Origin of the sequence: Palleronia salina, assembly GCF_900141995.1 — a bacterium.
Lineage (GTDB): Bacteria > Pseudomonadota > Alphaproteobacteria > Rhodobacterales > Rhodobacteraceae > Palleronia > Palleronia salina.
This window is the reverse complement of record NZ_FQZA01000004.1, coordinates 66,587-92,685: the sequence shown is the minus strand read 5'-3', so window position 1 is coordinate 92,685 and position 26,099 is coordinate 66,587. Positions and strand designations below refer to the sequence as shown.

The window sequence follows — 26,099 nt, the reverse complement described above, 5'->3', positions numbered from 1 at the left end:
GGAGCGGGCATGACGGATCACCCTTTCGACGCGGTGCTGTGGGATATCGACGGCACCCTGGCCGACAGCGAACCGGTCCACGATCTGAGCTTCGGCCTCGCGGCCGAGCGGCTCGGGCTGCAACTGCCCGAAGACTTCCACGCGGTCGTGCTGGGCAAATCCGAGGACGCGAGCCATGCCTGGATGACCCGGCATGTCGGGTTGACCCTGAGCCTGCACGAATGGGTCGCGCTGCGCGCCATGATCTACATGGACCACCTGGACCGGGTGCGGGTCTTTGACGCGCCCGTCGATCTTTACCGCCGGGTCGCGGCGGCGGGGGTCGCGCAGGGCTTCGTGTCGAACTCCATGCGGCCCTTCGTCGAGGCGAATTTGCGCGTGCTGGGCCTCAACCATCCGATGGCGACCACGATCACCCGCAACGACGTGCGCGACGGCAAGCCCGCGCCCGAGCCCTACCTGCGCGCGGCGCATCTTCTGGGCGTCGCGCCGTCCCGCGTCGCCGTGGTCGAGGACAGTGACACCGGGGCCGCGGCGGGCGCGGCGGCCGGGATGACCGTGTTCCGCTATGGCGCCGGTGCGGAAGAAAGCGGCCTGCCCCTTTTCGACGAGCTTGACCGGATGTGGCCGTGAAAGCCGCTCAGCCCTGCGCCGCGAACACGTAGGTCGCGTAGCCCGCCAGAAGCACCAGGCCGACGACCCGTCCGATGCGCGGGCGCGCCAGCAGGAGCGCGGCCAGGACCAGCGACACGCCGATCACCACTGGCAAATCGAACCGCAGGAATCGCTCGGCCACCGGGATCGGCGAGATGACAGCCGTCAGCCCGAGGATGCCCAGGATGTTGAAGATGTTCGACCCGACCACGTTGCCGATGGCGATTTCGGACTGGCGGCGCAGCGCGGCGATGATCGAGGTGGCGAGCTCGGGCAGGGACGTGCCCACCGCCACCACCGTCAGCCCGATGAACGCCTCGGACACGCCGAGCCCCCGCGCGATGTTGCTGGCGCCATCCACCAGGAACCGCGCGCCCAGCATCAGCGCGACCAGCCCGACCGCCAGCCAGACGAGCGAAACGCCCATGGCCGCCGGGGCGAGCGTGTCCTCGGCCTCGGGCGTGGCGGGGCCGGGGCTGCGATAGGCCCAGACGAGATAGGCGACAAGCCCGGCCACCAGCAACGCGCCCGCAGGACGCGCCACCTGGGACAGGGCGAAGACCGGCAGCAGGACCAGCGCGGCGGCCAGCATGACGCCCAGGTCGCGGCGCAGCCCCGCAGCCGGCACGGGGATCGGCCGCAGCAGCGCGGTCACCCCGATGATGAGCAGGATATTGGCGATGTTCGAGCCCAGGACGTTGCCGATGGCGATATCCGGCACGCCGCCCAGCGCCGCGTCGACCGACACCAGAAGCTCGGGCGTCGAGGTGCCGAAGCCCACCACCGTCAGCCCGATCAGCAGGGCCGGAAGGCCCAGTTTCCGGGCGATGCCCACCGCGCCGCGCACAAGGGCCTCGCCGCCGAGGAACAACCCCAGCAGCCCGCCCGCCACCAACAGATAATCCACTGAAATCTCTCCCGTCTTCGCCGGACACCCGTCCCCGCGTTGCGCGCAGATGTGACCGCGCGGGTCGCGTCACAAGGGCAGGGCGCCACTGCCCCGCAAATAATTCCATGCAGCCGGTGGCAAGGGGGCGCCGCCGTGGTGCAGACCCTTGCGGAGGGACCGTTGCGCTGGGATGGTCGGCGTCGCAGCGAAAGGATCACCACGCGACATGCAGCGACACGACCTGGGCGCCCGGCCCGACTGGGAGGACAAGGCCCGCGATGCGGGCTTCACGTTCCACCACCTGGACGGTGCGCTCTATTGGGATGAAAGCGCGGCCTATGCCTTCACGCTGGACGAGATCGAGACCCAGCTGGAAGGCCCGGCCGAGGAGTTGCACCGGATGTGCCGCGAGGCCGTGGCCGAGATCGTGGGCTCCGAAGAGCTGATGGAGCGGCTGGCGATTCCCGAGGCGCATCGCGACCTCGTCGCCGCAAGCTGGGCCGAGGATCAGCCCGAGCTCTACGGTCGGATGGATTTCGCCTATGGCGCGGGCGGGCCGGCGAAGCTGCTGGAATACAACGCCGATACGCCCACCACGCTTTACGAGACCAGCGGCTTCCAGTGGCACTGGCTCGAGGACATGATCGCCAGCGGCCGCCTGCCCGAGGGCGCCGACCAGTTCAACGGGCTGCACGAGGCGCTGGCCGCGCGGCTGGCGCAGATGTTCGAGCCCGATACCGACATTCACTTCGCCGCCTTCGCCGACGCGGTCGAGGATTACGCCACCGTCGAGACCATCGGCTGGGCCGCGCGCGAGGCGGGCATGGGCGCGCATTTCACCGACATCCGCAAGATCGGGCTGGGCGAGTCGGGCCAGTTCACCGACGAAGAGGACCGGGTGATCGGCACGCTCTTCAAGCTCTACCCCTGGGAAGACATGCTGCGCGACGATTTCGCCGACGCCATCGCCGGGGCGCGGGTGCGGATCATCGAACCCGCCTGGAAGGCGCTGGTGTCGAACAAGGGGATCCTGCCGGTGCTGTGGCGAATGTTCCCGGGCCATCCCAACCTGCTGCCGTCCGTCTTCGCCGACGAGGACGCGAGCGCGCTGGGCGATACGGTGGTCGAGAAGCCCATCTTTTCGCGCGAGGGGGCAGGCGTGCGCATCCGCGGCGCGGTGGACGAGGTGTCGCCGGACACGACCTACGACGCCCACCCGCGCATCCTCCAGGCCTATGCCCCGCTGCCGCGGTTCGGCGACGATCACACGGTCTGCGGCGTCTGGATGGTGGGGCACGAGGCCCACGGTCTCGGCCTGCGCGAGGATGTGTCGCGCATCACCCAGGATACCAGCCGCTTCCGTCCGCATTATATCGAGCCTTGAGATGACCAGACCCACACCACCGACCCGCCCCCGCAAGCGCGCCCGCACCGCGGGTGTCCTGCTGCTTGGCAGTGCCGCCTTCGGCCTGGCCGCCTGCCAGGAGGACCGGGTCGAGGCCACGGTCTTCCCCTCGGTCGAGGAATGCCGCGCGCTGGCCGAGCTGCCGCAGAACGACTTCACAGTCGACGACTGCGCGTCGGGCTTCGCCGAGGCGCAGGAGGTGCACCGCGAAAGCGCGCCGCGCTACGAATCCGAGGCGCTGTGCGAGGAGCAGCACGGCGGCGAATGCGCGGTCGAGACCCGGTCGGACGGGTCGTCGATCTTCCTGCCCCTGCTGGCGGGATACATGATCGGCAACATGATGGGCGGGCGCGGCATGGGGGCGAAGCCGCTCTACCGCACGCCCGGGGGCAGCTTCGCCACGCCCGGCGGCGGCACGGTCCTGTCGGGCAACCGCGGCAGCACCACGCTGCGCTCCAGCTCGTTCGGGGCGTCGCCCAATACCCGGACGGCGGCGCCGCTCAGCCGTGCGGCGGTCCAGAGCCGGGGCGGCTTCGGCGCCGCGCGCACCGGCGGCGGCTTCGGCGGGCGCAGCTTCGGGGGCTAGCGCGCCGAACCGGCCAATGCGTGTCGGTTGACATCCCATGGCCGCGCGGCATCTTGCGCCTTGCAACGGGGGCGTCCGCATCGCGCGGGCTGAGAAGCACCCTTCGAACCTGAACCGGATCATGCCGGCGGAGGAAGTTGCGGGGATGCTTCGGGGTCGATGGCCCACGTCCGCCGTGCCTTCCGTTCGTGAAGGAGGCACAGTTGGATCTTACCTTCCTGCCAATTCCAGTCCGTCGTGGCCCGTCGGTGGTCCGCGCCCGGACGGCCCCTTGCACCCTTTCAAACAGTTGCAGGAGCCAACCAGCATGACACGTCCCCTCGATCGCCAGACCGTCCTCGTCACCGGGGCGGGACGGGGCCTCGGCGCCGCCATCGCACGGGCTTTCGCCCGCGAGGGCGCAAAAGTCGCCATAAACTACCGCACCAGCGCGGACGCGGCCGAGGCCCTTGCCGCCGAGCTTGGCGACAACGCCATCACCGTGCGGGCCGACGTGACCGACGCCGCTGCCGTGAGCGCCATGGTCGCCGAAATCTCCGAGCGGCTGGGCCCGCCCACCACGCTGGTCCACAACGCGCTGGCCGCCTACAGCTTCAACGGCGACGCCCGCGCGACGCTGGAGACGCTGGAGTGGTCCGAGATCGCCCGCCAGACCGAAACGGCGGTGGCGGGCGCGCTGCACGCCATCAAGGCCATGCGGCCGCATTTCCAGGCGGCGGGCGAGGGCCGGGTGGTCACCATCGGGTCGAACCTGGTGCAGAACCCGGTGGTGCCCTACCACGATTACACCGCCGCCAAGGCCGCGCTGATGGCCTTCACGCGCACGGCGTCGAAGGACCTGGGCCCTCTGGGTGTGACGGTGAACATGGTCGCGGGCGGCCTTCTGCGCACCACCGACGCCAGCGCGGCGACGCCGGACGCGGTGTTCGACCTGATCGCCGGTCAGACGCCGCTGGGCCATGTCACCACGCCCGAGGAACTGGCCGACGCGGTGCTGTTCTTCGCCTCGCCCTGGGCGCGCGCGGTGACGGGCCAGACGCTGGTCGTGGATGGCGGCCTGGTCTGCGGCTAGCGCGCCGCCGCGCGTTCGTTGCGCGGCGGGGATGGGGGCGCTGCCCCCGTCCGCTGTCGCGGACTCCCCCGGAGGTATTTGAGAACCAGTGATGGACCGGCGACGGCCGCGGCCGGCGTGCCGGGGCTCCGCCACGTCAATCGGCGGAGGTTTGCCGAATTCACGAAATCTTGGCGTGATCTTGCAGGAGACGGCCGGAAACCAGACGTATTCGCAGGAACAAATTCGAAAGCGGGCTCATTTCCCCGTGGCACCAACGGAGTTCCCGCATGACAGATTTTTCCAACGCCCCGGATCTGCCCCGCGTGCTGTTCATCGATGACAGCGCGATCCTGTCCCGGGCCGTCGAACGGGAACTGAACAAGGGTGGCGACCTGGCCGTGATCGGCCGCTGCGACGGTCAGCCGTCCATCGTCACGGGGGGCCAATCCGCCTGTCCCGGCTTCGACGTGGTCGTCTTCGACCCCGAGCAATCGGGCAGCGACCCGGCTGTTGCGCTGGATGTCATGCGCGAGGCGTTCGGTCCCGCGGCGATCGTCGCCTACGTCTCCGAAACCTCGGAAGACGTGGCGCGCCGGTGTCTCGGCGCGCAATACGACGGCGTCGTGTCGCGGGCCGGGGACCTCGAGATGCTGGGCGACGCGCTGCTCTGCGTTTCGGCAGGCGGGCTCTACGTGGATGGTTGCTTTGCCGAACTGGGCGAGGCGCATACCGCCGACGGCCCCCAGGCGGACGAGGACCTGACCGAGCGCGAGCGCGAGGTCCTGAAGGCGGTCGTGGGCGGGCGCAGCTGCCGCGCCATCGGGCGCGACCTGTCGATCAGCGGCAAGACCGTCGAGACCCACAAGTACCGCGCCATGTCGAAGCTGGGGCTGACCGGCGCGCGCGATCTCGAACTTTTTGCCCGGGACAACGCCTGGGCGGCCTGACCCGCGATGGTGTCGACTTCCCCCGTTCGTCTCGGCGTCGCGGATCGCAGCCCGATTTTCGCCTCGGCCGTGATCGACCTGGCCACGCGCGCTTTCGAAGCCGATGGGCTGGACGGCGAGGCCATCGACGCCGAGGATCTGGATCGCCTGCGCGCGCCGTCCTGGGACGTGCTGCTGATCGATCCCCTTTTCACCCCGACGCTCATGACGCTGGTGCCGCAGATGCTGTCGGCGCGGCCCGGTATGGCGCTGATCGCCGTCGCGTCGCTTCCCACGCGCGAGCTCGTCGACGTGTGCCTTGATGCCGGGTTCCGCTCGGTCGTGTCGAAATCGGTGTCGGGCAGCGCGCTGATGCGGGTGATCCGCGTGGCGATGGCCGGCGGCAGTTTCGTCGAGCGGTCGGTGGGCCGCGCGGCCACGGCGCCGAAGGCCGGTCCGACCGAGGGCAAGATCCCCACCCCGCGCGAGGAGGATATCCTCAAGCTTTGGGCGCGCGGCTATTCCAACAGCGATATCGCCGGGCGCATCGGGCTGAGTCCCAAGACCGTGGACACCCACCGGGCGCGCGGCATGGCCAAGCTGGGCCTGGCCGATCGACCCGCGCTGATCCGCATGGCCAGCGCGCGAGGCTGGCTGAATTAACATTTGACGGGGCGCGTGGCGGAATGCCCCACAGAGGGGTCCGGAAGCTCCCGACCCCTTCCATGAATTCCCACAACGGGTCCGGCGCTTTCCCGACTGATGGGGCGCAGCACCTTTCCTTACCTTCTCAATCGAACCGGGCGGGACCGCCGTCCGACACGGATTTCGATGCGGCCCGAAGCGGCCAGAGAAGGAAGAGCCATGACAAAGATCAGTGTTTTCGGGATCGGCTACGTGGGCGTCGTGTCCGCGGCGTGCCTGGCCCGCGACGGCCACGAGGTGATTGCCGTCGATCTCGACCAGGACAAGGTGGACGGGCTGAATGCCGGCCGCGCGCCCATCGTCGAGAAGGGCCTCGATGCCCTCGTCGCCGAGATGGCCGAAAGCGGCCGCATGACCGCCACCACCGATGCCGCCGAGGCCGTCGCCAAGACCGACGCGTCCTTCGTCTGCGTCGGCACGCCGTCGGCGCCGGACGGGTCGGTCGGGCTCGATTTCGTGGTGTCCGTCTGCGAGGATATCGGCCGTGCCATCGCCGCCAAGCGGGACCGCCACACCGTCATCATGCGTTCGACCATCGTGCCCGGCACCATGGAAGAGGTCTGCATTCCCACGCTGGAAAAGGCGTCGGGCAAGCGGGCCGGCCGTGATTTCGGCGTCGGCTATTTCCCCGAGTTCCTGCGCGAAAGCACCGCGATCGAGGACTACGCCGATCCCGGCCTGATCGTCTTCGGCAGCCTCGACGAGCAGACCGAACAGATCCTGACCGAGATCAACCAGGACCTGCCCTGCGAGATGAACAAGGTCGATATCCGAACGGCCGAGATGGTGAAATACACGTCGAACAGCTGGCGTGCGGCCAAGATCAGCTTCGCCAACGAGATCGGCAACATCGCCAAGGCGAACGAGCTCGACGGCCAGAAGGTGATGTCGATCCTGTGTTCCGACACCAAGGTCGCCATGTCGCCGGCCTTCCTGCGGCCCGGCTTCGCTTTCGGCGGCTCGTGCCTGCCCAAGGACGTGCGCGCGCTGAAGGCCGTGGGCCAGTCCTCGGGCATCGCCACGCCGCTTCTTAATGCCATTCTCGAGGCCAACGACGCCCAGATCGAGCGGGCCGAGACCATGGTGCGCGCGGCGTCGAAGAAGGCCGTCGGCCTTGTCGGCGTGAGCTTCAAGTCGGGCACCGACGACCTGCGTGAAAGCCCGCTGGCCGACCTGGCCGCGCGCTTGATCGACAGCGGCCAGGAGGTGCGCGTCTACGACCCCTACGTCGCCACCGCCTTCGCCAACGATCCGGGCGCCGTGGGGCGCGGCAACGCCGTCGTCCCCGACCTGTCCGAGCGGATGGAAGACGATATCGACCAGCTGATCGAGGACAGCGAAGTCATCGTCGTGGGCAACAAGTACCCCGAGGTGACCGAGCGGCTGAAAGGCAGCCTCGGCAACCGCCGCGTGGTCGACCTCGGCCGTATCGACCCGGACGTCGTCAGCGACGCGGGTTACCAGGGCATCTGCTGGTAAGCCGCCATGCTGGGTCATCTCATCTATATCGCGGCCTTCCTGGCCTTGGCGCTCGCCGTGCGCGACACCAGCTTCGCCGCCGCCGAAGAAGCCATCGTGGTGCTCGGCGCGATCGGCCTGTGGCGGTATGGATGGGCCACCCTGAACTTTCTGCGCGCGACGGCCTATATCCGGTGGATCTATCCCCGGCGCCGCGCGCGGGCCGAGGCGGCCTATGCGGAACGGGCCGTGCCCGCGCACGCCTATTTCATGGTCACGACCTTCAAGATCGAACCCGGCGTGACGACCGCGGTCTACGGCTCCATCTTCGAGGCCGCCCGCCGGTCTCCCGGTGGCGCCACCATCGTCGCTTCGGTGGTGGACGGGGCCGACCTGCGGGTGCTGCGCGACCTGTTCGAGGCGCGGCGCGCGGACATGCCCGATGTCCGCTTCATCATCGACCAGATCCCCGGATCGGGGAAACGCGACGCCATCGCCCGGTCGCTGCGGCTGTTGCAGCGTGAGGCGCCCCGGCGTGACGACATCATGCTGTTCGTGGACGGCGACAGCGCCGTTCCCGCCGACATCGTCGAGCGCGCGGCGCCCTTCTTCACCGACGACCGCGTCGGTGCGCTGACCACCGACGAATCCGTCGAGATCCCGAATGACTGGCTGTTCCGCAACTGGTTCGACCTGCGCTTCATGCAGCGCCAGATGATGATGTCGTCCATGGCGTTCGGCGGCCGGGTCCTGACGCTGACGGGCCGCATGTCGGTCTTCCGCGCGGATCTGGCCACCGACCCGACCTTCATCCGCCAGGTGCAGTCCGACCACATCGACCACTGGCGGCTGGGACGCATCAACTTCCTGACCGGCGACGACAAGTCGACCTGGTTCTGGCTGCTCAGCCGCGGCTTCCACATGACCTACCTGCCGGACGTGCGCTGCGTCTCGTACGAGGACCAGCCGATGCCGGGCTTCTTCGAAAGCGCCGTGGCGCTGATGAAGCGGTGGTTCGGCAACATGCTGCGCACCAACGGGCGCGCGCTGGGGCTGGGACCGGCGCGGATCGGGTTCTTCACATGGTGGTCGATCCTCGACCAGCGCGTGTCGATCTGGACCACGCTGTTCGGCCCGATCTCCATCGCGCTGACCGCGCTCTTCGCGACGCCCGCCGTGATCCCCGCCTACATCGCCTGGGTCATGTTCACCCGCTACGTCTTCTGCTGGATGCTCTCGACCTTCCGGGGCGGCGGCTTCCCCATCGTCTACGCGCCGCTGCTGTACTTCGGGCAGATCGTCGGCGCCTCGGTCAAGAGCTCGGCGCTGTTCCGGCTCGACCGGCAGAAATGGACGCGCCAGGCCTCGAAGAAGGCGGCGGCGCGGATGCCGCTGGGCGCGCGGCTGCGCTCGGCCTCCTCCACCTACATGCACGGCCTCGCGCTGGGCTGGCTCACACTCGGCGCGGCGCTCGCGACCGGACTTCTCTGAACGACCGACAGGACGCACCCAATGACACATGCACCCGACACGTCCCCCGCGCCGCTTTCGGCCGGCAACGAACACCCGCTGATCGACATCCCGTTCACCGCGGTGATCGACGGACGCCGCTATTCCGGCGGCGGCCTGTCGATGACCACGGCGCAGGTCACCGGCCTGATCGACCGGGGCATCGACGGCACCCAGAACATCGTGCGGCTGATCTTCGACTTCCCCGGCTTCCAGCTGGCCCTGTCGCCCGCCGCGCAGGTCCGCGTGATCGACGACAACACCGGCGTGCTGGTCTTCTCCGAGCCGACCGGCGACCACTCCGCCCAGCTGCGCCAGGTCCTGAACGACTACATCTCGGGTGACCTGACCAGCTCGGGCCGCCTGATCCGGTCGGGCGCGCTGGCCCAGCCCAAGAACGGCGGCAGCGGTGCGCCGGGCAAGCCGACCATCGGTCAGCGCGTCCGCAGCGGCGCCGCGACGCTGGTGGTCCTGGCGCTGACCGTCGCGCTGATCGCCCTGGCCGTCAGCCTGATGCAGGCGCGCCTGTTCACCACCGACATCGCCGCTCCCGGCCGCGTCGTGCCCGAAGGGCAGACAATCCGCGCCACCGCGGACGGCCAGATCAGCTTCATCGACGCCGAGGCCCAGGCCGGCGACGTGCTCTTCGCGCTCGACACCGTGGACGGCGAAACGCTGTCGATCGCCATGCCGATCGACGGCGTGGCGCAGCCGATCTCGGTCACCGAGGGCAGCACCGTCCTCGCCGGCGAGCCGCTGTTTGCCGTGTCGCCCGACGACGCCGCCCTGACCATCGAGGCACGCCTGCCGCAGGAGCTTCTGTTCGAAGTGCAGCAGACCGGCGGTGTCGACGTGACGCTGCCCGGTGGCGCCGAATTCCGCGCGACGCTGGCCGAAGGCTTCCGCGCGCCGGGCGCCGTGGGGTCCGATGGGCTGGTGCGCACGAACCTCGTGCCGTCCATCGACCTTCCCGATGGCACCGCCGGCCAGGTGGCGGCGCTCAGTGTCACGCGCGACGCGTTCGGCGTCGACTGGACCACTCTCACCGGCGAAGCGCTGACCGAAGCGCGCGCCTTCCGGGACGAAACCGTCCTGCCGATTTTCAATCGCATTACCCAGAATGGAGACCAATGATGAGCCGCATTATCCATCCCGTCATTTTGTCGGGCGGCATGGGGACACGCCTTTGGCCGATGTCCCGCGTCGCCCAACCCAAGCAGTTTCAATCCGTTGACGGCGTGGGCGGCCCGAGCTTCCTGCAGGCGACCGTCGCGCGGCACCGCGGCGATGGGTTCGCCGACCCGCTGCTGATCGCCGCCGCCTCGGAAGAGATTCTGGTGCGCGACCAGCTTGCCGCGATCGACACGCCGGCCCGCTTCGTGGGCGAACCGGTGGGCCGCAACACCGGCCCCGCCGTCCTGGCCGCCGCGCTGACGCTGGCCAAGGACGATCCGTCCGCGACCATGCTGGTGCTGCCCTCGGACCACAAGATCGAGGGCGACATGAACACCGTCGTCACTGCCATGCGCCCCGGCGCCGAGGCGGGACGGATCGTGCTGTTCGGCGTAGTGCCGAAACACGCCGAGACCGGCTTCGGGTACATCACCTGCGGCGCGCCCACGGACGAGCAGGAAGGCTTGTACGAGGTGAGCCGCTTCATCGAGAAGCCGGCCCTCGAAGAGGCCGAGCGCCTGGTGGCCGGGGGGGACACGCTCTGGGCGTCGGGCATCTCGATGATGCGCGCCGATGTCCTGATCGACGAGTTCGCCAAGCACGATCCCGACACCCTGGCCGCCGTCCGCGCGGCGATGGACGACGCCGAGGTGACCGAGACCGGCCTGAAGCTGTCGGAGGCACCGTTCCGCAACGCCGCCAACGAGCCGACGGAACGCCTGATCTTCGAACGCTCGGACCGCGTCGCCGTGGCGCCCGTTTCGGTGGACTGGAACGACGTGGGGGCGTGGACCGCCATCCATTCGATCAGCCCGAAGACCGACGACGGCAACGTCTCCAGCGGCGAGGCCATGACCTTCGACACCCGCAATTCGCTGATCCGCGCGGGCGACAAGCTGGTGACCGTGATCGGCATGGACGACGTGATCGTGGTGGACACACCCGACGCGCTTCTCGTGACGAACCACGCCAACGCCCAGAAGGTGAAGGACGCGGTGACGCGCCTGAAGGCCGACGGCCGCAGCGAGGTCGCGCGCCATTCCGAGTCGGCGCCGGTGGATATCGGCCAGGGCGGCAGGGCCGTGCCGGCCGTGTCGCGCCGCACGCTGGACGTGGGCGAATCCGCGACCTTCCGCGGCACCGCGTCGGGCGGCAAGCTGCTGGCCGTGTCGGACGGGCAGGGCCGTTGGAAGAACGGCGGACCCGTGCACGATTTCAGCCCCGGGCAGAACGTGAACGTCGCGCCCGGCAGCTCGGTCGAGCTGTGGAACACCGGCGACGATCCGCTGCGGATCTTCGAGATCGACCTTGGCGACGACGACGCCGACGCGCCGTGGGAAGGCAAGCGGTATGCGCGCGCCTGATTGGCTCACCCGTCTCGGCCTGGCGGCGGCGCTCGCGCTGCCGCTGGCCGCGCCCGCCGTGGCCCAGGACGAGGTTCGCGCCTCGGTCTCGGGCGTGCGGCTGGCGTTGACGCAGCTCGCCACCGGCGGCGGGGTCGAAATCGACTCCGACCTGCTGGCCGAGGCGCGGGACGGCGACGCGATCTACCTGAGCGCGGGCGACGTGACCCTGGCCGAGTTGGACGATCTTCTGGCCGCCAAGGGTCACCCGGACGTGCTGACCCGGAGCGCGGACGGCTTTTCGGCTCATCTGCCCATCGTGCTTCTGCAGGGCGCGTCCCTGCGCCTTGAAGCGGGCGACCGGCTTGAGCTGTCGCGCGGTGCGGGCAGCTATGTCCTGGCCTTCGGGCAACTCGCGGTGGACGGCGCGACCGTCGCCGCGGGGCCGGACATCCACCCCGAGATCGAGGGGTTCCGCCCCTTCATCGCGGCGCTCGGCCCGCAAAGCCTGTCGCTGAAGAACGCGACCCTCACCGGTCTCGGCTATGGCGACCGGCCCTACAGCGCCGGGCTGTTCCTGGGCGGCAGGGGCCTGATGAGCTTTGGCAGCCCGGCAGCGATGACCGGCAACGATTTCAGGGACATGCGCGGCGTGGTCCTGCAAGGGCTGGACGGCGTGAATCTGAGCGAGAACACCATCGACGGCGCGCGGGGCACCGGCCTGATGCTGCGCGATGTCGATGGCGGCACCCTGGCGGGCCTTTCGGTGCGGGACACCGGCGGGCCGCAGGCGCTGCACCTGTCCGGCGTCACCGGGATGGGTCTTGTGGATGTCGACCTCGACGGCGGGCAGGGCAAGGGCCTGCGCGTGGACGATACCAGCCGCGCGATGCGGCTGTCGGACGTGGCCGTGCACGGCTTCGACGGGTCCGGCGCCACGCTGGCGCAGGGGGCGACCTGCGTGCTCATGCAGGATGTCCAGATCGCCGGCAACAACGGCGCGGGCCTGGCCATGCGCGGCGCCGGCACCGCCATCGTCAGCGACAGCCGCCTCGTCGACAATGACGGGCCCGGCCTGATGATCCACCGGCAACGCCCCGAGACGCGCGTGCTCGTCACCTCCAGCACCTTCGCGGGCAACCGCATGGGTCTGCGGGGCACCGGCCTGGCCGAGGTTCGCCTGCACGCCAACGATTTCCGCGACCAGCGCCCGCGGCTGCTGTCGGGCGACCTGGACCAGATGACGCCCGCCTTCCTGCGCGCCGACACGGACGAGCTGAGCGTCGACGGCGTCCGCACGCTCGACCCCACGCCCCTGCGCCGCGACGCCGCGCAGGTCGCTTTTGACACCTGTTCCGGAGAGGGCACCACCTGATGGTCTTTTCCTCTGAAACCTTCCTGTTCCTGTTCCTGCCGCTGGCGCTGGCGCTCTACTACCTGACGCCGGGCCGCTGGAAGTCGCTGACGCTGCTGGGCGTCTCCTACGTCTTCTACGCGTGGTGGCGGGTCGATTTCCTGTTGCTGCTGATCGGCACGACGGCCTGGACCTGGATCACCGGCCGCATGATCCGTCATGCCGCGACCGACCGGATCGCCAGGGTCTGGACCGGGATCGGCGTGGCGGGTTGCCTCGCGGTGCTGGGCTTCTTCAAGTATTTCAACTTCTTCCTCGACAGCCTGACCGGGCTTGTCGGGACGACACCGGACGCCATCGGCGTGCACTGGCAGATCATCCTGCCCATCGGCGTGTCGTTCTACGTGTTCCAGTCGGTGAGCTATCTCGTCGACACCTATCGCGGCGACGCGCCCGACGACGTGCATCCGCTCGACTTCGCGGCGTTCATCGCGCTGTTCCCGCAGCTCATCGCCGGGCCGATCCTGCGCTACAAGGACCTCGCCCACCAGTTCCGCCACCGCACCCACTCGGTCCAGATGTTCTCGGACGGGATGATGCGCTTCTTCATCGGCCTCGCCAAGAAAGTGCTGCTGGCCGATGCCGTGGCCCCTCTGGCGGACCTCGCCTTCTCGACGCCCGAACCGTCCATGGCGCTCGCATGGGCCGGGGCCGTGGCGTACATGATGCAGCTCTACTTCGATTTCTCGGGCTATTCCGACATGGCGATCGGGCTCGGCATGATGATGGGCTTCCGCTTCACCGAGAATTTCAACGCGCCCTATATCTCGCGCTCGATCACCGAGTTCTGGCGCCGCTGGCACATCTCGCTGTCGGTCTGGCTGCGCGATTACCTCTACATCCCGCTGGGCGGCAACCGCCTGGGTCCGGTGCGCACCTACGTCAACCTGATGACGATCATGCTGCTGGGGGGCCTCTGGCACGGCGCGGCCTGGACCTTCGTGATCTGGGGCTTCTGGCATGGCGCCTGGCTGGCGTGGGAGCGGTTCTCGGGCTGGGCCAAATCCCGCTCGACCGCCGCGCTGCTGCGCACGCTGATCGTCGTGCTGCTTGGCTGGGTCGTGTTCCGCGCGACATCCGTGGTCGAGGCGGGGCAGGTCTTCGCGGGCATGTTCGGCGCCAACGGTATCGCGCTGTCACCGGCGGCGGCCTTCGAGATCACCGGCGAAAGCGTCGCCGTGCTGATCCTGGCCATCCTCGTGGCGATGATCGAGCCCTGGCTCGGCCGCGCGGTGGAGGGACCGCTGTCGCCGCGTCCCGACGGCACGCTGACGGCGACCAGCGCCATCGTTCCGCCCATCGCGGTCACCGCGCTGGCGACGCTCACGATCCTGAAGCTCGCCGAGCAGAGCTTCTCACCCTTCCTCTACTTCCAGTTCTGAAGGACCGACATGATGCAGACGATCCTGAAGACCATACGCTACAGCGTCCCGATCCTGTTCCTGGGCTACGCCGTGGTCGTCAACCTCGCCATCTTCGGCGAGGGGCTGCCCGGCGAGGTCGAGGGCGACGTGGTCACCGGCCGCGCGGCGCTGTCGCTGGACGGGCTCTACGGCCAGGCGCAGCCCCACCGCGAGACGGCCGTGGGCCTGATCGGCGCGGCGCGCTACGCGCTGATCGGCGAGGGGCGCGACGGCGTCACGGCGGGCGAGGATGGCTGGCTGTTCTCCGACGAGGAGTTCCAGCGCGCCACGACGCCCGAGATCGCGACCGCGACCCGCATCATTGAAGAGGTCGAAGCCGAGCTCGATGCGCTGGGCAGCGAGCTGACCGTCGTGCCGGTCCCGGCCAAGATCGACATCTACCGCGACCGGGGCGATGCCGAGGCCGGTGCGGCCATGGAAGAGCAGTATCGCGCCTTCCGCGCCGCGCTGCAGGAGGCCGGGGTCGAAAGTGTCGATACCCGCCCCGCGCTGGCCGATGTGGACGGCGATCCGGTCTTCCTGACCCGCGACACGCACTGGACCCCTGCGGGCGCCGCCGACGTGGCCGAGGCCGTGGCGGGTTCCGAAAAAATTTCTCGTGGTGACAAGGAGTTCGCCAAGGTCCCGGCACGACCCGAAGAATTCATCGGTGACCTTGTTTCGTTCGTCACCACCGACGATTTCGCGCCCCGGGTGGGGCTTGGACCCGAGCGGGTCACCCCTTACGTGGCAGAGGAAGCCGACGCGACGGAAGGCGGCATCTTCGCCTCCGACGACGACCCCATCGACACGGTGCTCGTCGGCACGAGCTACAGCGCGAACGAGGCCTGGAGCTTCGTCCCCGCGCTCAAGATCGCGCTCGGGCGCGACATCCTGAACCTGGCCGAAGAGGGCCGGGGCCCGATCGCGCCCATGCGCGATGTTCTTTCCGACCCGGCCTTCGCCGATGCGCCGCCCGCGCACGTGATCTGGGAATTCCCGGTCCGTTACCTGGGCGCGCCGAAACACACCGACACCGAGGAGGCCAGCAATGGCTGATCGACGCCTTCCCGCGGCGCTCGCGGGCCTTATCGCCGTTTCGCTCGCGGGTCCCCTGGCCGCGCAGGCGGTCATCGACGACCGCGTGACCCGGACGGACGATCTGCCCACATGGCAGCTGCAGCGCGACCGCAAGCGGATGCTGAACGACCGCTACCTGAGTTTCCCCGAGATGCGGGCGCTCGCCGATGCGGGCGACGGCCTGGCCGCGTTCCGCTACGCGAACCGCCTGATGGAGCTCGACAACGCCGACGACCTGGTTGGCGATGCCGCGCTCTACTACGCCTCGGCCGTCTTCACCGGGCGCGACTACGCGCTGGGCCCGCTGATCCGCATCCTCGAACGCCCCGGGCTCGACGTGTCGGACAAGCGGCTCGACCACCTGGAGAACGCCATGCGCACCATGGCGGTGCAGGGCTATCCCGAGGCGGGCGAGGCGCTGGCGCGGTTCTACGAGACCGGCGAACCCTTCGGCCGCCATCCCGACCGGGCCCGGAGGCTGCTGCTGGAACGGGCCGAGGCCGGTGACGGCGCGGCCGCCCTCAGGATCGGGTCGAACGCCCTGCAAAACCCGGGCGCTGTCGAACCCGATCGGCTGCGCGGGATCCTGTCCCTGGCCGCCGAGGATGGCGACACGCTGGGCACCCGCACCGCCGCGCGCTCGCTGCTCGCGCAGCTCGACGCCCGCAACGACGACACCGGAAAGGACACGCAATGAGCTTCCGATCGCTTCCCCTCGCCGCGGGGCTTCTCGTGGCCGGCACCGGGCTGGCCACCGCACAGGACGCCTCGGCCTACGACTGCCGCGGGCTTGCCACCGCCGACGAACTGCCCGTGCTGGAAGGGCAGGACGGGTTCTTCTACCGCCTGAACCTTAACATGCGGACCTATCACCCGCTGTCGACCGCCGCGGCCGAGACGGTGGGCACCCTGAGCCGCGTCCTCGCCGAGCGGGGGACGCAACTGATCTACGTGCCCGTCCCGACGAAGAGCCTCGCCATGCCTGGAAAGTTGCCCGATGCGGCCGCCAATTACGGCTACGACGAGGACCTGGCGCAGACTGGCTACGCCGCGTTCCTGTCCGAGCTTGACGCCGCCGGCGTGGCCGCGATCGACACGGTCGCCGCGATGCGGGCGCTGCCCGAGGACCGCGCGCCCTTCATCGGGCTCGACTTCCACTGGACGCCCGCCGGCGCGCGGGCCGTGGCAGGGGCCATCGCCGACCGGATCGACGAGACTCCGGCCCTGGACGACATGCCCACGACCGAGATCGACATGACCTCGACCGGAACCAAGCCGATGGACTCGGCCCTGCGGCGCCACATCCAGAGTTTCTGCCGCGAAAGCCTGCCGCTGCCACGGACCGAGCGGTTCGAGACGACCGAGGTCGGCGGCGACGCCGGTGGCGGCGGGATCTTCGCGGCCGACAGCGCGGGTCCGCCCATCGCGCTGGTCGGCACGTCGATGTCGGACGAGGGCACGTTCAACTTCGAGGACTCCCTGTCGGTCGAGACCCAGGCGCAGGTCGCCAACTACTCGATCACCGGCGGCAACCAGTTCGGCGGCATCACGTCGTTCCTGCTGTCCGGAGCATTCCGCGAGACCGCGCCGCGCGTGCTGGTCTGGGAAAACCCGATCTACAACAACCTGGGCGGCTTCGGCGAACGCCCGCTGCGCGAGCTGATCGCGGCGGCGGGCGCGTCGTGCGAGCCGCTCGAGACGGCCAACCCTGCGCCGCGCGTCCTGACCGCCGATCTGCCGGCCGAGCGGTTCACGCCCGAGACCTATCTCGGCGTGGATACCGGCAGCGCCAACGGCCGCCGGGCCGAGCTGAGCTTCACGACGGAAGACGGCCTGACCGGCGACGCGACCATCCAGCGCTCCGAGCGAGTCGGACCCACCCGCTGGTTTTACGAGTACGCGCGCCCGCTTTGGCGCGACGACTACACCCAAGTGCGCGTCGAGCTCGACCAGCCGGCCGAGGATGGCGCGACGCTCTCCACCTGTACCGTGAAAGGACCCCAGACATGATGACCAAGCGAACGCTTCTGCTCAGCCTTCCCGTTGCCCTGCTGCCCGCGCTGCCCGCGCTGGCGCAGGACGAGGGGCTTTATCCCGATCCGTCCTCGCCCGACGCGTCCTTCCTGCGCGTGATCGCGCCCGAGGCGAACAATGTCACGGTCGACGGCACCGTGCTCGATCCCACCGACGCGGGCCTCACGCCCTATGCCGAGGTCTCCCCGGGCGAAGTCACAATCTCCGTCGGCGACGAGGAGACCACCGTCGAGGTCGGCGCCAGCACCCACTACACCGTGCTGTCCTCGGCCGAGGCGCAGCCGCTGATCGAGGACGGCGTGACCGAAAGCCCGGCCCAGGCGGACCTGCTGCTCTACAACCTCGGCGAGATGGAGAGCTTCGATCTCTACGCCACCGAGGCCGAGACGGCCGCCCTGTCCGACGTCGCGCCCAACGGCCACGATGCGGTGGGCCTGAAGGCGCCGCTGACGCTGACCTTCGAGCTGCGCCAGGACGGCGAGACGCTGGCCAGCCTCGACCCGGTCGACCTGCGCCGCGGCACCGCGACCACGGTGATCGTCACCGATGACGGCGGGCTCGTCGCCGCCGACAGCACCTACGCCGACTGACCTTGACACGCCTCGACCCGGAGGACCCCACCATGACCTTCACACGCGCCCTTTCCGCCACCGCCCTGGGCTTTGTCGCCCTGACGGGACCGGTCCGCGCCGACCCGGTCTCGGTGCCGTTCGATCCGCCCCGGGTCGAGGCAGGCTCCGACACCTGTCTGCCGCGCCCGCCGCAACACGTGCTGACCGAACGCTGGCAGGACTACGACGGCGGACCCGTTGGCGGACGCGACATCGCGCTGATCCGGCGCGACCTGCGCCTGCTGCGCCAGAACGACCCCGAACGCTGGTTCGACACCATCGAGGCGGCCAATGACCGGCTGCTTGAGGTCGTCGATAGCTACGACGAGACGAACCGCCTGCTCGACCGGCTGGACCTGCTCGTCGCCGCCGGCCGGATGGCGGAGCTGGCCGAGTCCGGCCTCGTGGACAGGGTGCTTGAGATTGCCCCGAGCGGAACGACCTCGGCCAAGCGCACGGCGGCCGACCTGCTTTTCGAAGGCACGGGCGTCGAGCGCGACCAGGACCGCGCCATCGACCTGTGGCGCCAGGCCGCTTACGCGGGCGACGGCGCGTCGCTTCTGCGCATGGTCGAGCTGTCCTACGAGCGGGACCTGGACGATTGGGATATCGCACCGGACGTGGCCGTGACCATGGCGCTGGGCGACCTGCTGGGCGATCTCGATCCGCGCCTGTGCGACCGGGTGAACCGCATCGCGGCAGTGTTCCTCGATGGCGAGGCCGTCGCGCCGGATCCCGACCTGGCCGAGGACTGGTATCGCTTCGCGGCCGATCTCGGCGGCCACAACGCCGCCTGGAACCTGGCCGAGATGCACCGCGAGGCCATCGAGGTCGAGAAGGACAACGACCTGATGATGCAGAGCCTGCGGCAGGCGGCCGGGTTCGATCTGCCTTACGCCATGCTTCAGCTGGCCGCCATTCTCGAACGCGGTGCGCTGGCCGAGCAAGACCTGGCCGAGGCCCGCGCGCTCTACGAGGAAGCGGCCGGTTTCGGCGATCCCACGGCGCGCATCCGGCTGGTGAACCTCGCCCGCGACCGGGCCGACGGGCCCGAGGGGCGCGACCGGCTGGCCGCGGCGCTCGATCGCATGATCGACGCGCCCGACACGCCCGGCTGGGCCTACGTGCAGCGCGGCGACCTGGTGATGGTCGAGGACGGCCGCTGGGCGGGCGCGGACCGGGCGGCCGAGCTCTACCGGACGGCCGTGGAAATCGACCCGTCCCTGTCGGCGGCGCAGATGCGGCTGGCCGGTCTGATGCTGCGTGAGACCGAGACGGAGCAGGACCTGCTCGACGTGGTGTCGACCTTGCGCAACGCCGTCTACGTGGACGGCCAGACCGAGCCCATGCAGGATCTGCAAGCGATCTTCCGCTGCCGCTCGGCCGTGGCGCCGGTCCCGTCCGAGGCCGAGTACTGGACCCGGATGGAAAGTTTCGCCGGCGACACGACCGTCGAGGTCGATCCCGGACGGCTGGACGAGCTGACGGTCGAGGACGACCCGATGACACTGGCCCGACTGCAATCGCAGGCCGTCAACATGCGGTCGCGCTCCCTGGCCAATTTCCACGAAGTCCTGCCCGGCGGCGCCAGCGACGCCATGCGCCGTATGACGCGCGAGGCGGGCGGCGCGCTGTTCGTGGCCGAGGCCAAGCTCGCCCTGAACCGCGGCGATGTCGGCGCCGCCGAGGACCGGCTGGGCCGCGCCATCGACGCGGGCGAGCCGGGCGCCCGGGCGCAGCTGGTGTCGCTCCTGGCGGACACGAAGGATCTGGACGGCGACCGCCGCGCGCGGCTGGTCACGCTCGCGCGCGACTTGGCCGCCGAGGGCAACGGCGCGGCGATCCGCACGCTGATCGAGATCGGCGAAACCGATCCCGACGCCGCCTGGCAGCGCTATTCGGACGCCATCGCGCGCAACGGCGACGTGGACGCATTGCTGTTCGCGCTGCCCTACCTGGAAAGCGCTTCCCGGACCGAGGAATACCGCAACCGCATCCGCAGCACGATCGACTGCACCACCTCCAAGGCGCTGGAATATGCCCGGGTGCTGCAGAGGATCGGGGCCGACGATGCCGTCGGTCAGTGGATCGACGTGGCCGAGGCCGTTTCCGGCGGCGACGGGTGGGAACGGGTCGCCATCGGCGACGCGATGCGCGAACTGGGCGGCGGGGACGCCGACGAGGCGCGCGCCCTGGCGCTTTACCGGGCGGCGGCCGATGACGGCTATTCCGTCGGGCTGCGTCGCCTGCTGTCGCTGCGCCAGGACGGCGAGATCGAGATGACCGCCGACGAGACGGCCCGGATGTCGATCCGCCTGCTGCGCATCGCCGATACCGAGGACATCCCCGTGATCCTCAATTTCCTCGAGTACTCGGACCCGCAGGTCCGCCGGATCGTTAATGCCGAGATAGACCGTCGCGCGCTTTATGCCGAGGCCGCCGAGAACGGAAACGCGGTGGCGCAATTGGAACTGGCGCGGATCGTGCGCGACAGCGATGCCGAGGGCGACACCTCCGATCGCTATGCGGACCTGCTGCGCCGGTCCGCCGACGGTGGCAATGCCGAGGCGATGTACCTGCTGTCGCAAGCCTATGCCTACGGCGTGGGCGTCGAACAATCCGCCGCGCAGTCGCGCCGCTGGCTGACCGCTGCCGCCGAGGCGGGCAACGAGACAGCCGCGTCGACCGCGCGCATGATCCAGTAAGGAAGGATACGAGCAATGAAACGAATCCTGATGACCGGCGCGCTTTTCGCCGCCTTGCCCGCGCCAGCACTGTTGGCGCAGGAGGCGGGCGACGTGAGCTGCATCGAGGTGGCCGAACCCGTCGTCTCGCTCGACTACGGGAGCCGCTACACCGACGAGAGCGAGGACCGCTCGGATCTCGACGAGGCGTCGAACGACGCGGTCGACGCGGCGCTGGGCCCCATTGACGACTTCATCGTCGCGCTGACGGGCAAGGCCAACGACGCTGCCCGTGACGGCGACGCCGAGGCGGCGGCCTGCGTGGTCGACGCGCTGGCCGTCTGGGCCGAGGCCGACGCGATCAGCGACCTGGAAAGCATGAACGCCAACCTGTCCTCGCCGTCCCGCTTCGGCGCAATGGCGCTGGCCTATCTCCAGGCCAAGTCCGCTGCCGAGATTGACCCCGATCAGGCGGAACTGATCGAGGGCTGGCTGGTCGAGCGTGCGCGCCACGCGACCCAGTGGTTCGACACCGAGGCGCCCACCATGGCCAGCCAGAACAACCTGCGCGCCTGGGCGGGGCTCGCCGCCGCCGCCGTGGGCGAGGCCGCCGGGAACGACTACCTGAAGGCCTGGGCGCACACGACCTTCGCGCTGGTGGCCTGCCAGGCCGACGAGGACGGCGCGCTGAAATGGGAGATGGAGCGCGGCCCCCGCGCGCTGCACTACCAGATCCACGCGGTGGCGCCGCTGGTCGTCGGCGGGGCGCTGTTGCAGGACGACGGCTATCCCACCTTCGAGATGTGCGACGGCGCGGTCCACCGCGCGGTGGAGTTCATTCCCGCTGCCTTCGATGCGCCCGGGATGGTCGAGGAAAAGGCGGGCGAGCCCCAGACCTTCACCACCGGCGAGGACGAGCTGAAAAGCTTCGAGCTTGCCTGGGCCGAGGCCTACCTGTCGCTGTTCGACGCGCCCGAGATCGAAGCTTTCGTCGAGGAGTATCGTCCGCTGGGCAACTCCAAGCTGGGCGGATCGCAATCGGCCTTGTGGTAACGGGATATGTCCCCGCGCGCCGCGCCTCCGGCAATGTTTTTGCCGGGGGCAGGGCGCCTGACAGGCGGTGACAGTCCAAAGTCGATCCGGTTTCGCGGCTCGCGAACGGGCCGCGATGGCTCGAAACCCCGTTGCCTGCCCTTATTCCTTAAGATCCGTATCGCGGCTGGTATTCGAGACCGACCGGGCTGAACCCCGCCCTTTGCCTTTGGTGGGCGAGCCACCAAGTCCCGCGTGCCTCTTGCTGCCGGATCGCCGCCCGTGACGGGCAAGTGACCATCGGCGTCAAATATTCATCCCATAGACCCGGAGAGGGGCGCGTCGAGATTTCGGCGCGCTTCCGTCATGTCTTCCGTTCTCCTGATCCTGCCCGGGGGCTCTTTGCGCCCAATGCTATTCGATCACCTGCACCCGTGCCCGTGTCGCCCCGTTTCGGGGCGGTAGCTCGAAAGCACCTCGAGCGGTTCAATTTATGGGCGAGTGCGGCGGGAATCAGCACCTGATTACACTTGTCCATTGACGTAACGGAACCTTGCATCAACCATCGGAGGATCGACCTGCGCTCGGGCAGGTCGGTGTGCGGGGCAAGGCGGCGGGGGCGTCCGCCCGGATCGAAAGGACATCGGTATGGCGCAGGAAACCTTCGTCGTGGCCTACGACGACAACACCGAGGACACGGCCGTCCTGGACTGCGCGATCTCGCGCGCCTCGCGGTCGGGCGCCAGGCTGGTCATCGTGCACGTCCTCGAATGGTCGCCCTACAGCTTCCTCACGCAGCAAGAGCTTGAAGAGCGTCACAAGAAGCGGACACAGGAGCTGGACCGCGCGCACTCGCACGTGCTCGATCCGGCCATCGCCAAGGCGAAGGAAGCCGGTGTCGAGGCGGTGGGCACCGTGCAGCACGGCTCGGCGGCCGAGCTCGTCGTCAAGACGGCGACCGAGGAGAACGCCAGCTTCATCTTCGTCGGTCGCTCGGGGTCGAGCGCGGCGCGCGCCCGCATCTTCGGATCGATCCCGCTGGCCATCGCGCAGATCGCCACCGTTCCCACCGTCATCGTCCCATGAAGCCCGGAGGCCAATTCATGCGATACTTCCTTGCAGTTCTCGCAACGCTTTTCGGGTCGCCCCTTGCGGCGCAGGGCATCGACGAGACGATCAACACCATCTTCGCCGATTATACCGGCTGGTATGTCAGCTTGATCTTCGCGGACCTGCCCGGGACCAATTTCAGCTGGATCGCCCTGTGGCTTGTGGTCGGCGCCGTGGTCTTCACGGTCTATTTCGGGGCCATCCAGCTGTCGGGCTTCATCCATTCGATCCGCCTGGTGAAGGGGGATTACTCCGACCCCAACGACGCGGGCGAGGTCAGCCATTTCCAGGCCCTTGCCACGGCACTGTCGGGCACCGTGGGGCTGGGTAACATCGCGGGGGTCGCCGTGGCCGTGTCGATCGGCGGGCCGGGCGCCACCTTCTGGATGGTGATCGCGGGCCTGTTCGGCATGGCGACGAAGTTCACCGAATGCACCTTGGGGGTGAAGTACCGCAACGAATACCCGGACGGCACGGTGTCGGGCGGGCCGATGTATTACATGACCAAGGGCTTCAAGGAGCGGGGCCTGCCGTTGGGCGGGGCCATGGCGGTCCTGTTCGCCTTCTTCACCATCCTGGGCGCGCTGGGCGGCGGCAACATGTTCCAGGCCAACCAGGCCCACGCGCAGCTGGCCAACGTTCTGGGCGATTACCCCGGCTGGATCACCGGCGTGGTCATCGCCGGCGTCGTCTTCGCGGTGATCGCGGGCGGTCTGAAATCCATCGCCAAGGTGACCGAGAAGGTCGTGCCCTTCATGGGCATCTTTTACGTCCTCGTGTCGTTGGTGATCCTGCTGCGCAACTACGACGAGATCCTGTGGGCGTTCGGCCAGATCTTCGAGGGCGCCTTCACCGGCCTCGGCGTCGCCGGCGGGTTCACCGGCGCGCTGATCCAGGGCTTCCGTCGGGCCGCGTTCTCGAACGAGGCGGGGATCGGGTCGGCGGCCATCGCCCACTCGGCCGTGAAGACCAAGGAGCCGGTGACCGAGGGCTACGTCGCGCTTCTGGAGCCGTTCATCGACACGGTCGTGATCTGCACCATGACGGCGCTGGTGATCGTCATCACCGGCGTGCTGCAAGCCGATCCCGAAACCGGCCTTTACGTCTGGAACGCCGAACTGGGCCGCATCGCCACCGAAGGCGACGTGTCGGGCGTTGCGCTGACCTCGGCGGCCTATGCGCAGGCGTTCTCGTGGTTCCCGCCGCTGCTGGCCATCTCGGTCGTGCTGTTCGCGTTCTCGACCATGCTGTCCTGGAGCTATTACGGGCTGAAGGCGTGGACCTACATCCTGGGCGAGGGGCGGGTGAAGGAGCTGATCTTCAAGATCATCTTCTGCCTGTTCATCATCATCGGATCGGCCGCGAGCCTCGGGCCCGTGATCGACTTCTCCGACGCCATGCTGTTCTCGATGGCGATCGTGAACATCATCGCGCTGTATTTCCTGATGCCGATCGTGAAGGCCGAGCTCAGCCGCTACCAGGGCAAGCTGCGCTCGGGCGAGATCAAGAAATACGAGGGGTAGGGCGGGGGCCGACGGCACGCGTCGCCGGCGTCACGCGGCCCGGCGTGCCGCGCCGGCAGCTGTTGCGCGCCCACCGGATCGGCGGGCGCGCAGGAGTTTCACCTCAGGAGTGGATCGGCCCGTCGCCGCAGGCCAGCGCCGCCTCGCGCACCGCCTCGGAATAGGTCGGGTGGGCGTGGCAGGTCAGCGCCAGGTCCTCGGCCGCGGCGCCGAACTCCATCGCGACGCAGATCTCGTGGATCAGGTCGCCCGCCATGGGGCCGATGATATGGGCGCCCAGGATGCGGTCGGTTTCCTTGTGCGCGAGGATCTTGACGAAGCCCTCGCCGGCGAAGTTGGCCTTGGCGCGGCCGTTGCCCATGAAGCTGAACTTGCCGACCTTGTAGGGCGTCCCGGCCTCTTTCAGCTGTTCTTCGGTCTTGCCGACATTGGCGACCTCGGGGTGAGTGTAGATCACCCCGGGGATCACGTCGTAATTCACGTGGCCATGCTTGCCCGCAAGCACTTCGGCCACGGCCATGCCCTCGTCCTCGGCCTTGTGGGCCAGCATGGGTCCGGCGATGCAGTCGCCGATGGCATAGACGCCGTCGACCGAGGTCTTCCAGTGACCGTCGGTTTCCACCTGTCCGCGCTTCGACATGGACACGCCCAGCTTTTCCAGGCCCAGCCCGTCGGTATAGGGGCGGCGGCCCGTTGCAACCAGCACGGTATCGGCGTCCAGCGTCGCCTCGCTGTCGTCCTTTTTCAGCTTGTAGGCGACCTTGGCCTTGCCGTTTTTGACCTCGACCCCCTGGACGGCGGCGCCCAGGATGAACTCCATCCCCTGCTTCTTGAGGATCTTCTGGAAGCCCTTCTGCACCTCGCCATCCATGCCGGGGGTGATCGTGTCGAGATACTCGACCACCGTCACCTCCGAGCCGAGACGGGAATAGACGCTGCCCATTTCCAGCCCGATGACGCCCGCGCCGATCACCACCATCTTCTTGGGGATCTTCTTGAGGCTCAGCGCCCCGGTCGAGCTGACCACGACATCCTCGTCGATCTCGACGCCGGGCAACGTCGCCACGTCCGAGCCGGTGGCGATGACGATGTTCTTGGCCTCGTGCACCTCGTCGCCGACCTTGACCTTGCCGGCCTCGGGGATGGTGCCCCAGCCCTTCAGCCAGTCGATCTTGTTCTTCTTGAACAGGAACTCGATGCCCTTGGTGTTCTGGCCGATCGTGTCGGCCTTGTAGGACTGCATGTCGCCCCAGTCGACCGAGGGGCTTTTGCCCTTCAGGCCCATCTTGGCGAAGTTGTGCTCGGCCTCGTGCAGCATGTGGGTGGCGTGCAGCAGCGCCTTCGACGGGATGCAGCCCACGTTCAGGCAGGTGCCGCCCAACGTCTCGCGCCCCTCGACGCAGGCGGTCTTCAGGCCCAGCTGCGCGCAGCGGATGGCGCAGACATAGCCGCCGGGTCCGGATCCGATGATGATGACGTCGTAGCTGGCCATGGGGAAATCCTTTC

General features: G+C 68.8%; 22 protein-coding genes and 1 riboswitch. Of the genes, 20 read left to right on the top strand and 2 right to left on the bottom strand.

All coding sequences use genetic code 11. The features are described from left to right. The first annotated feature begins 9 nt into the window (after window positions 1–9). A complete protein-coding gene (locus tag BUB76_RS07660) occupies window positions 10–633 on the top strand; it encodes an HAD family hydrolase (protein ID WP_073128179.1) in 624 nt (207 codons plus the stop codon). A gap of 7 nt (window positions 634–640) precedes the next feature. Here BUB76_RS07660 and BUB76_RS07655 read toward each other — a convergent pair whose 3' ends face one another. Further along, the gene (locus BUB76_RS07655) at window positions 641–1,561 is read right to left on the bottom strand and encodes a calcium/sodium antiporter (protein ID WP_073128178.1); all 921 of its coding nucleotides are present in this window, start codon (window positions 1,559–1,561) and stop codon (window positions 641–643) included. Window positions 1,562–1,769: 208 nt separating this feature from the next. Between BUB76_RS07655 and BUB76_RS07650 the strand changes: the two genes are divergently transcribed. The 19 genes from BUB76_RS07650 (at window position 1,770) to BUB76_RS07560 (ending at window position 24,593) form a co-directional block, all read left to right on the top strand. After that, a complete protein-coding gene (locus BUB76_RS07650; RefSeq protein WP_073128177.1) occupies window positions 1,770–2,927 on the top strand; it encodes a glutathionylspermidine synthase family protein in 1,158 nt (385 codons plus the stop codon). A gap of 1 nt (window position 2,928) precedes the next feature. Then, window positions 2,929–3,534, top strand: coding sequence for a DUF1190 domain-containing protein (locus BUB76_RS07645; RefSeq protein ID WP_073128176.1), 606 nt, complete (start codon window positions 2,929–2,931; stop codon window positions 3,532–3,534). Window positions 3,535–3,591: 57 nt separating this feature from the next. Next, window positions 3,592–3,687, top strand: a riboswitch (TPP riboswitch). 154 nt (window positions 3,688–3,841) lie between these two features. Then, window positions 3,842–4,606, top strand: coding sequence for a 3-oxoacyl-ACP reductase (locus BUB76_RS07640; protein ID WP_073128175.1), 765 nt, complete (start codon window positions 3,842–3,844; stop codon window positions 4,604–4,606). A gap of 269 nt (window positions 4,607–4,875) precedes the next feature. Then, window positions 4,876–5,535, top strand: a complete 660-nt coding sequence (locus tag BUB76_RS07635) for a LuxR C-terminal-related transcriptional regulator (RefSeq protein WP_073128174.1) — start codon at window positions 4,876–4,878, stop codon at window positions 5,533–5,535. 6 nt (window positions 5,536–5,541) lie between these two features. Beyond that, window positions 5,542–6,177, top strand: coding sequence for a response regulator transcription factor (locus BUB76_RS07630; protein ID WP_073128173.1), 636 nt, complete (start codon window positions 5,542–5,544; stop codon window positions 6,175–6,177). Window positions 6,178–6,378: 201 nt separating this feature from the next. Then, window positions 6,379–7,698, top strand: a complete 1,320-nt coding sequence (locus BUB76_RS07625; RefSeq protein WP_073128172.1) for a nucleotide sugar dehydrogenase — start codon at window positions 6,379–6,381, stop codon at window positions 7,696–7,698. 6 nt (window positions 7,699–7,704) lie between these two features. Further along, window positions 7,705–9,168 (top strand): glycosyltransferase, encoded by a 1,464-nt coding sequence (locus BUB76_RS07620; RefSeq protein ID WP_073128171.1) that lies wholly within the window; start codon window positions 7,705–7,707, stop codon window positions 9,166–9,168. Between the two features lie 21 nt (window positions 9,169–9,189). Beyond that, window positions 9,190–10,320, top strand: a complete 1,131-nt coding sequence (locus BUB76_RS07615; RefSeq protein WP_073128170.1) for an HlyD family efflux transporter periplasmic adaptor subunit — start codon at window positions 9,190–9,192, stop codon at window positions 10,318–10,320. Next, window positions 10,317–11,723, top strand: a complete 1,407-nt coding sequence (locus BUB76_RS07610) for a mannose-1-phosphate guanylyltransferase (protein WP_084140588.1) — start codon at window positions 10,317–10,319, stop codon at window positions 11,721–11,723. The genes BUB76_RS07615 and BUB76_RS07610 overlap by 4 nt, the downstream gene beginning before the upstream one ends. Continuing rightward, window positions 11,710–13,077 carry a right-handed parallel beta-helix repeat-containing protein gene (locus BUB76_RS07605; RefSeq protein ID WP_073128168.1) on the top strand — a complete coding sequence of 456 codons (1,368 nt, stop codon included), beginning with the start codon at window positions 11,710–11,712 and terminating at the stop codon, window positions 13,075–13,077. The genes BUB76_RS07610 and BUB76_RS07605 overlap by 14 nt, the downstream gene beginning before the upstream one ends. After that, window positions 13,077–14,498, top strand: a complete 1,422-nt coding sequence (locus BUB76_RS07600; RefSeq protein ID WP_073128167.1) for an MBOAT family O-acyltransferase — start codon at window positions 13,077–13,079, stop codon at window positions 14,496–14,498. The genes BUB76_RS07605 and BUB76_RS07600 overlap by 1 nt, the downstream gene beginning before the upstream one ends. A 12-nt stretch (window positions 14,499–14,510) precedes the next feature. Continuing rightward, on the top strand, window positions 14,511–15,578 hold the full coding sequence (locus BUB76_RS07595; RefSeq protein ID WP_175550277.1) for an alginate O-acetyltransferase AlgX-related protein: 1,068 nt from the start codon (window positions 14,511–14,513) through the stop codon (window positions 15,576–15,578). Continuing rightward, window positions 15,571–16,296, top strand: a complete 726-nt coding sequence (locus tag BUB76_RS07590; RefSeq protein WP_073128165.1) for an SEL1-like repeat protein — start codon at window positions 15,571–15,573, stop codon at window positions 16,294–16,296. Before BUB76_RS07595 ends, BUB76_RS07590 begins: the two co-directional genes overlap by 8 nt. Then, entirely contained in the window at window positions 16,293–17,609 is a 1,317-nt protein-coding gene (locus BUB76_RS07585; protein WP_073128164.1) for an alginate O-acetyltransferase AlgX-related protein, read from the top strand. Before BUB76_RS07590 ends, BUB76_RS07585 begins: the two co-directional genes overlap by 4 nt. Beyond that, the gene (locus BUB76_RS07580; RefSeq protein WP_073128163.1) at window positions 17,606–18,223 is read left to right on the top strand and encodes an alginate O-acetyltransferase AlgF; all 618 of its coding nucleotides are present in this window, start codon (window positions 17,606–17,608) and stop codon (window positions 18,221–18,223) included. The genes BUB76_RS07585 and BUB76_RS07580 overlap by 4 nt, the downstream gene beginning before the upstream one ends. 32 nt (window positions 18,224–18,255) lie before the next feature. Then, on the top strand, window positions 18,256–20,949 hold the full coding sequence (locus BUB76_RS07575) for a tetratricopeptide repeat protein (RefSeq protein ID WP_073128162.1): 2,694 nt from the start codon (window positions 18,256–18,258) through the stop codon (window positions 20,947–20,949). Between the two features lie 15 nt (window positions 20,950–20,964). After that, window positions 20,965–21,981 (top strand): alginate lyase family protein, encoded by a 1,017-nt coding sequence (locus tag BUB76_RS07570; RefSeq protein WP_073128161.1) that lies wholly within the window; start codon window positions 20,965–20,967, stop codon window positions 21,979–21,981. A gap of 627 nt (window positions 21,982–22,608) precedes the next feature. After that, a complete protein-coding gene (locus BUB76_RS07565; RefSeq protein WP_073128160.1) occupies window positions 22,609–23,046 on the top strand; it encodes a universal stress protein in 438 nt (145 codons plus the stop codon). 17 nt (window positions 23,047–23,063) lie between these two features. Then, window positions 23,064–24,593, top strand: coding sequence for an alanine/glycine:cation symporter family protein (locus BUB76_RS07560; RefSeq protein WP_073128159.1), 1,530 nt, complete (start codon window positions 23,064–23,066; stop codon window positions 24,591–24,593). Window positions 24,594–24,696: 103 nt separating this feature from the next. Here BUB76_RS07560 and lpdA read toward each other — a convergent pair whose 3' ends face one another. After that, window positions 24,697–26,085 carry a dihydrolipoyl dehydrogenase gene (lpdA, locus tag BUB76_RS07555; RefSeq protein ID WP_073128158.1) on the bottom strand — a complete coding sequence of 463 codons (1,389 nt, stop codon included), beginning with the start codon at window positions 26,083–26,085 and terminating at the stop codon, window positions 24,697–24,699. Between the last annotated feature and the right edge of the window lie 14 nt (window positions 26,086–26,099).

Excerpts from the sequence above, each read along its gene's own strand:
- BUB76_RS07660 (WP_073128179.1), top strand. The coding sequence starts at position 10 with ATGACGGATCACCCTTTCGACGCGGTGCTGTGGGATATCGACGGCACC.
- BUB76_RS07650 (WP_073128177.1), top strand. The coding sequence starts at position 1,770 with ATGCAGCGACACGACCTGGGCGCCCGGCCCGACTGGGAGGACAAGGCC.
- BUB76_RS07645 (WP_073128176.1), top strand. The coding sequence starts at position 2,929 with ATGACCAGACCCACACCACCGACCCGCCCCCGCAAGCGCGCCCGCACC.
- BUB76_RS07640 (WP_073128175.1), top strand. The coding sequence starts at position 3,842 with ATGACACGTCCCCTCGATCGCCAGACCGTCCTCGTCACCGGGGCGGGA.
- BUB76_RS07635 (WP_073128174.1), top strand. The coding sequence starts at position 4,876 with ATGACAGATTTTTCCAACGCCCCGGATCTGCCCCGCGTGCTGTTCATC.
- BUB76_RS07630 (WP_073128173.1), top strand. The coding sequence starts at position 5,542 with ATGGTGTCGACTTCCCCCGTTCGTCTCGGCGTCGCGGATCGCAGCCCG.
- BUB76_RS07625 (WP_073128172.1), top strand. The coding sequence starts at position 6,379 with ATGACAAAGATCAGTGTTTTCGGGATCGGCTACGTGGGCGTCGTGTCC.
- BUB76_RS07620 (WP_073128171.1), top strand. The coding sequence starts at position 7,705 with ATGCTGGGTCATCTCATCTATATCGCGGCCTTCCTGGCCTTGGCGCTC.
- BUB76_RS07615 (WP_073128170.1), top strand. The coding sequence starts at position 9,190 with ATGACACATGCACCCGACACGTCCCCCGCGCCGCTTTCGGCCGGCAAC.
- BUB76_RS07610 (WP_084140588.1), top strand. The coding sequence starts at position 10,317 with ATGATGAGCCGCATTATCCATCCCGTCATTTTGTCGGGCGGCATGGGG.
- BUB76_RS07605 (WP_073128168.1), top strand. The coding sequence starts at position 11,710 with ATGCGCGCGCCTGATTGGCTCACCCGTCTCGGCCTGGCGGCGGCGCTC.
- BUB76_RS07600 (WP_073128167.1), top strand. The coding sequence starts at position 13,077 with ATGGTCTTTTCCTCTGAAACCTTCCTGTTCCTGTTCCTGCCGCTGGCG.
- BUB76_RS07595 (WP_175550277.1), top strand. The coding sequence starts at position 14,511 with ATGCAGACGATCCTGAAGACCATACGCTACAGCGTCCCGATCCTGTTC.
- BUB76_RS07590 (WP_073128165.1), top strand. The coding sequence starts at position 15,571 with ATGGCTGATCGACGCCTTCCCGCGGCGCTCGCGGGCCTTATCGCCGTT.
- BUB76_RS07585 (WP_073128164.1), top strand. The coding sequence starts at position 16,293 with ATGAGCTTCCGATCGCTTCCCCTCGCCGCGGGGCTTCTCGTGGCCGGC.
- BUB76_RS07580 (WP_073128163.1), top strand. The coding sequence starts at position 17,606 with ATGATGACCAAGCGAACGCTTCTGCTCAGCCTTCCCGTTGCCCTGCTG.
- BUB76_RS07575 (WP_073128162.1), top strand. The coding sequence starts at position 18,256 with ATGACCTTCACACGCGCCCTTTCCGCCACCGCCCTGGGCTTTGTCGCC.
- BUB76_RS07570 (WP_073128161.1), top strand. The coding sequence starts at position 20,965 with ATGAAACGAATCCTGATGACCGGCGCGCTTTTCGCCGCCTTGCCCGCG.
- BUB76_RS07565 (WP_073128160.1), top strand. The coding sequence starts at position 22,609 with ATGGCGCAGGAAACCTTCGTCGTGGCCTACGACGACAACACCGAGGAC.
- BUB76_RS07560 (WP_073128159.1), top strand. The coding sequence starts at position 23,064 with ATGCGATACTTCCTTGCAGTTCTCGCAACGCTTTTCGGGTCGCCCCTT.
- lpdA (WP_073128158.1), bottom strand. The coding sequence starts at position 26,085 with ATGGCCAGCTACGACGTCATCATCATCGGATCCGGACCCGGCGGCTAT.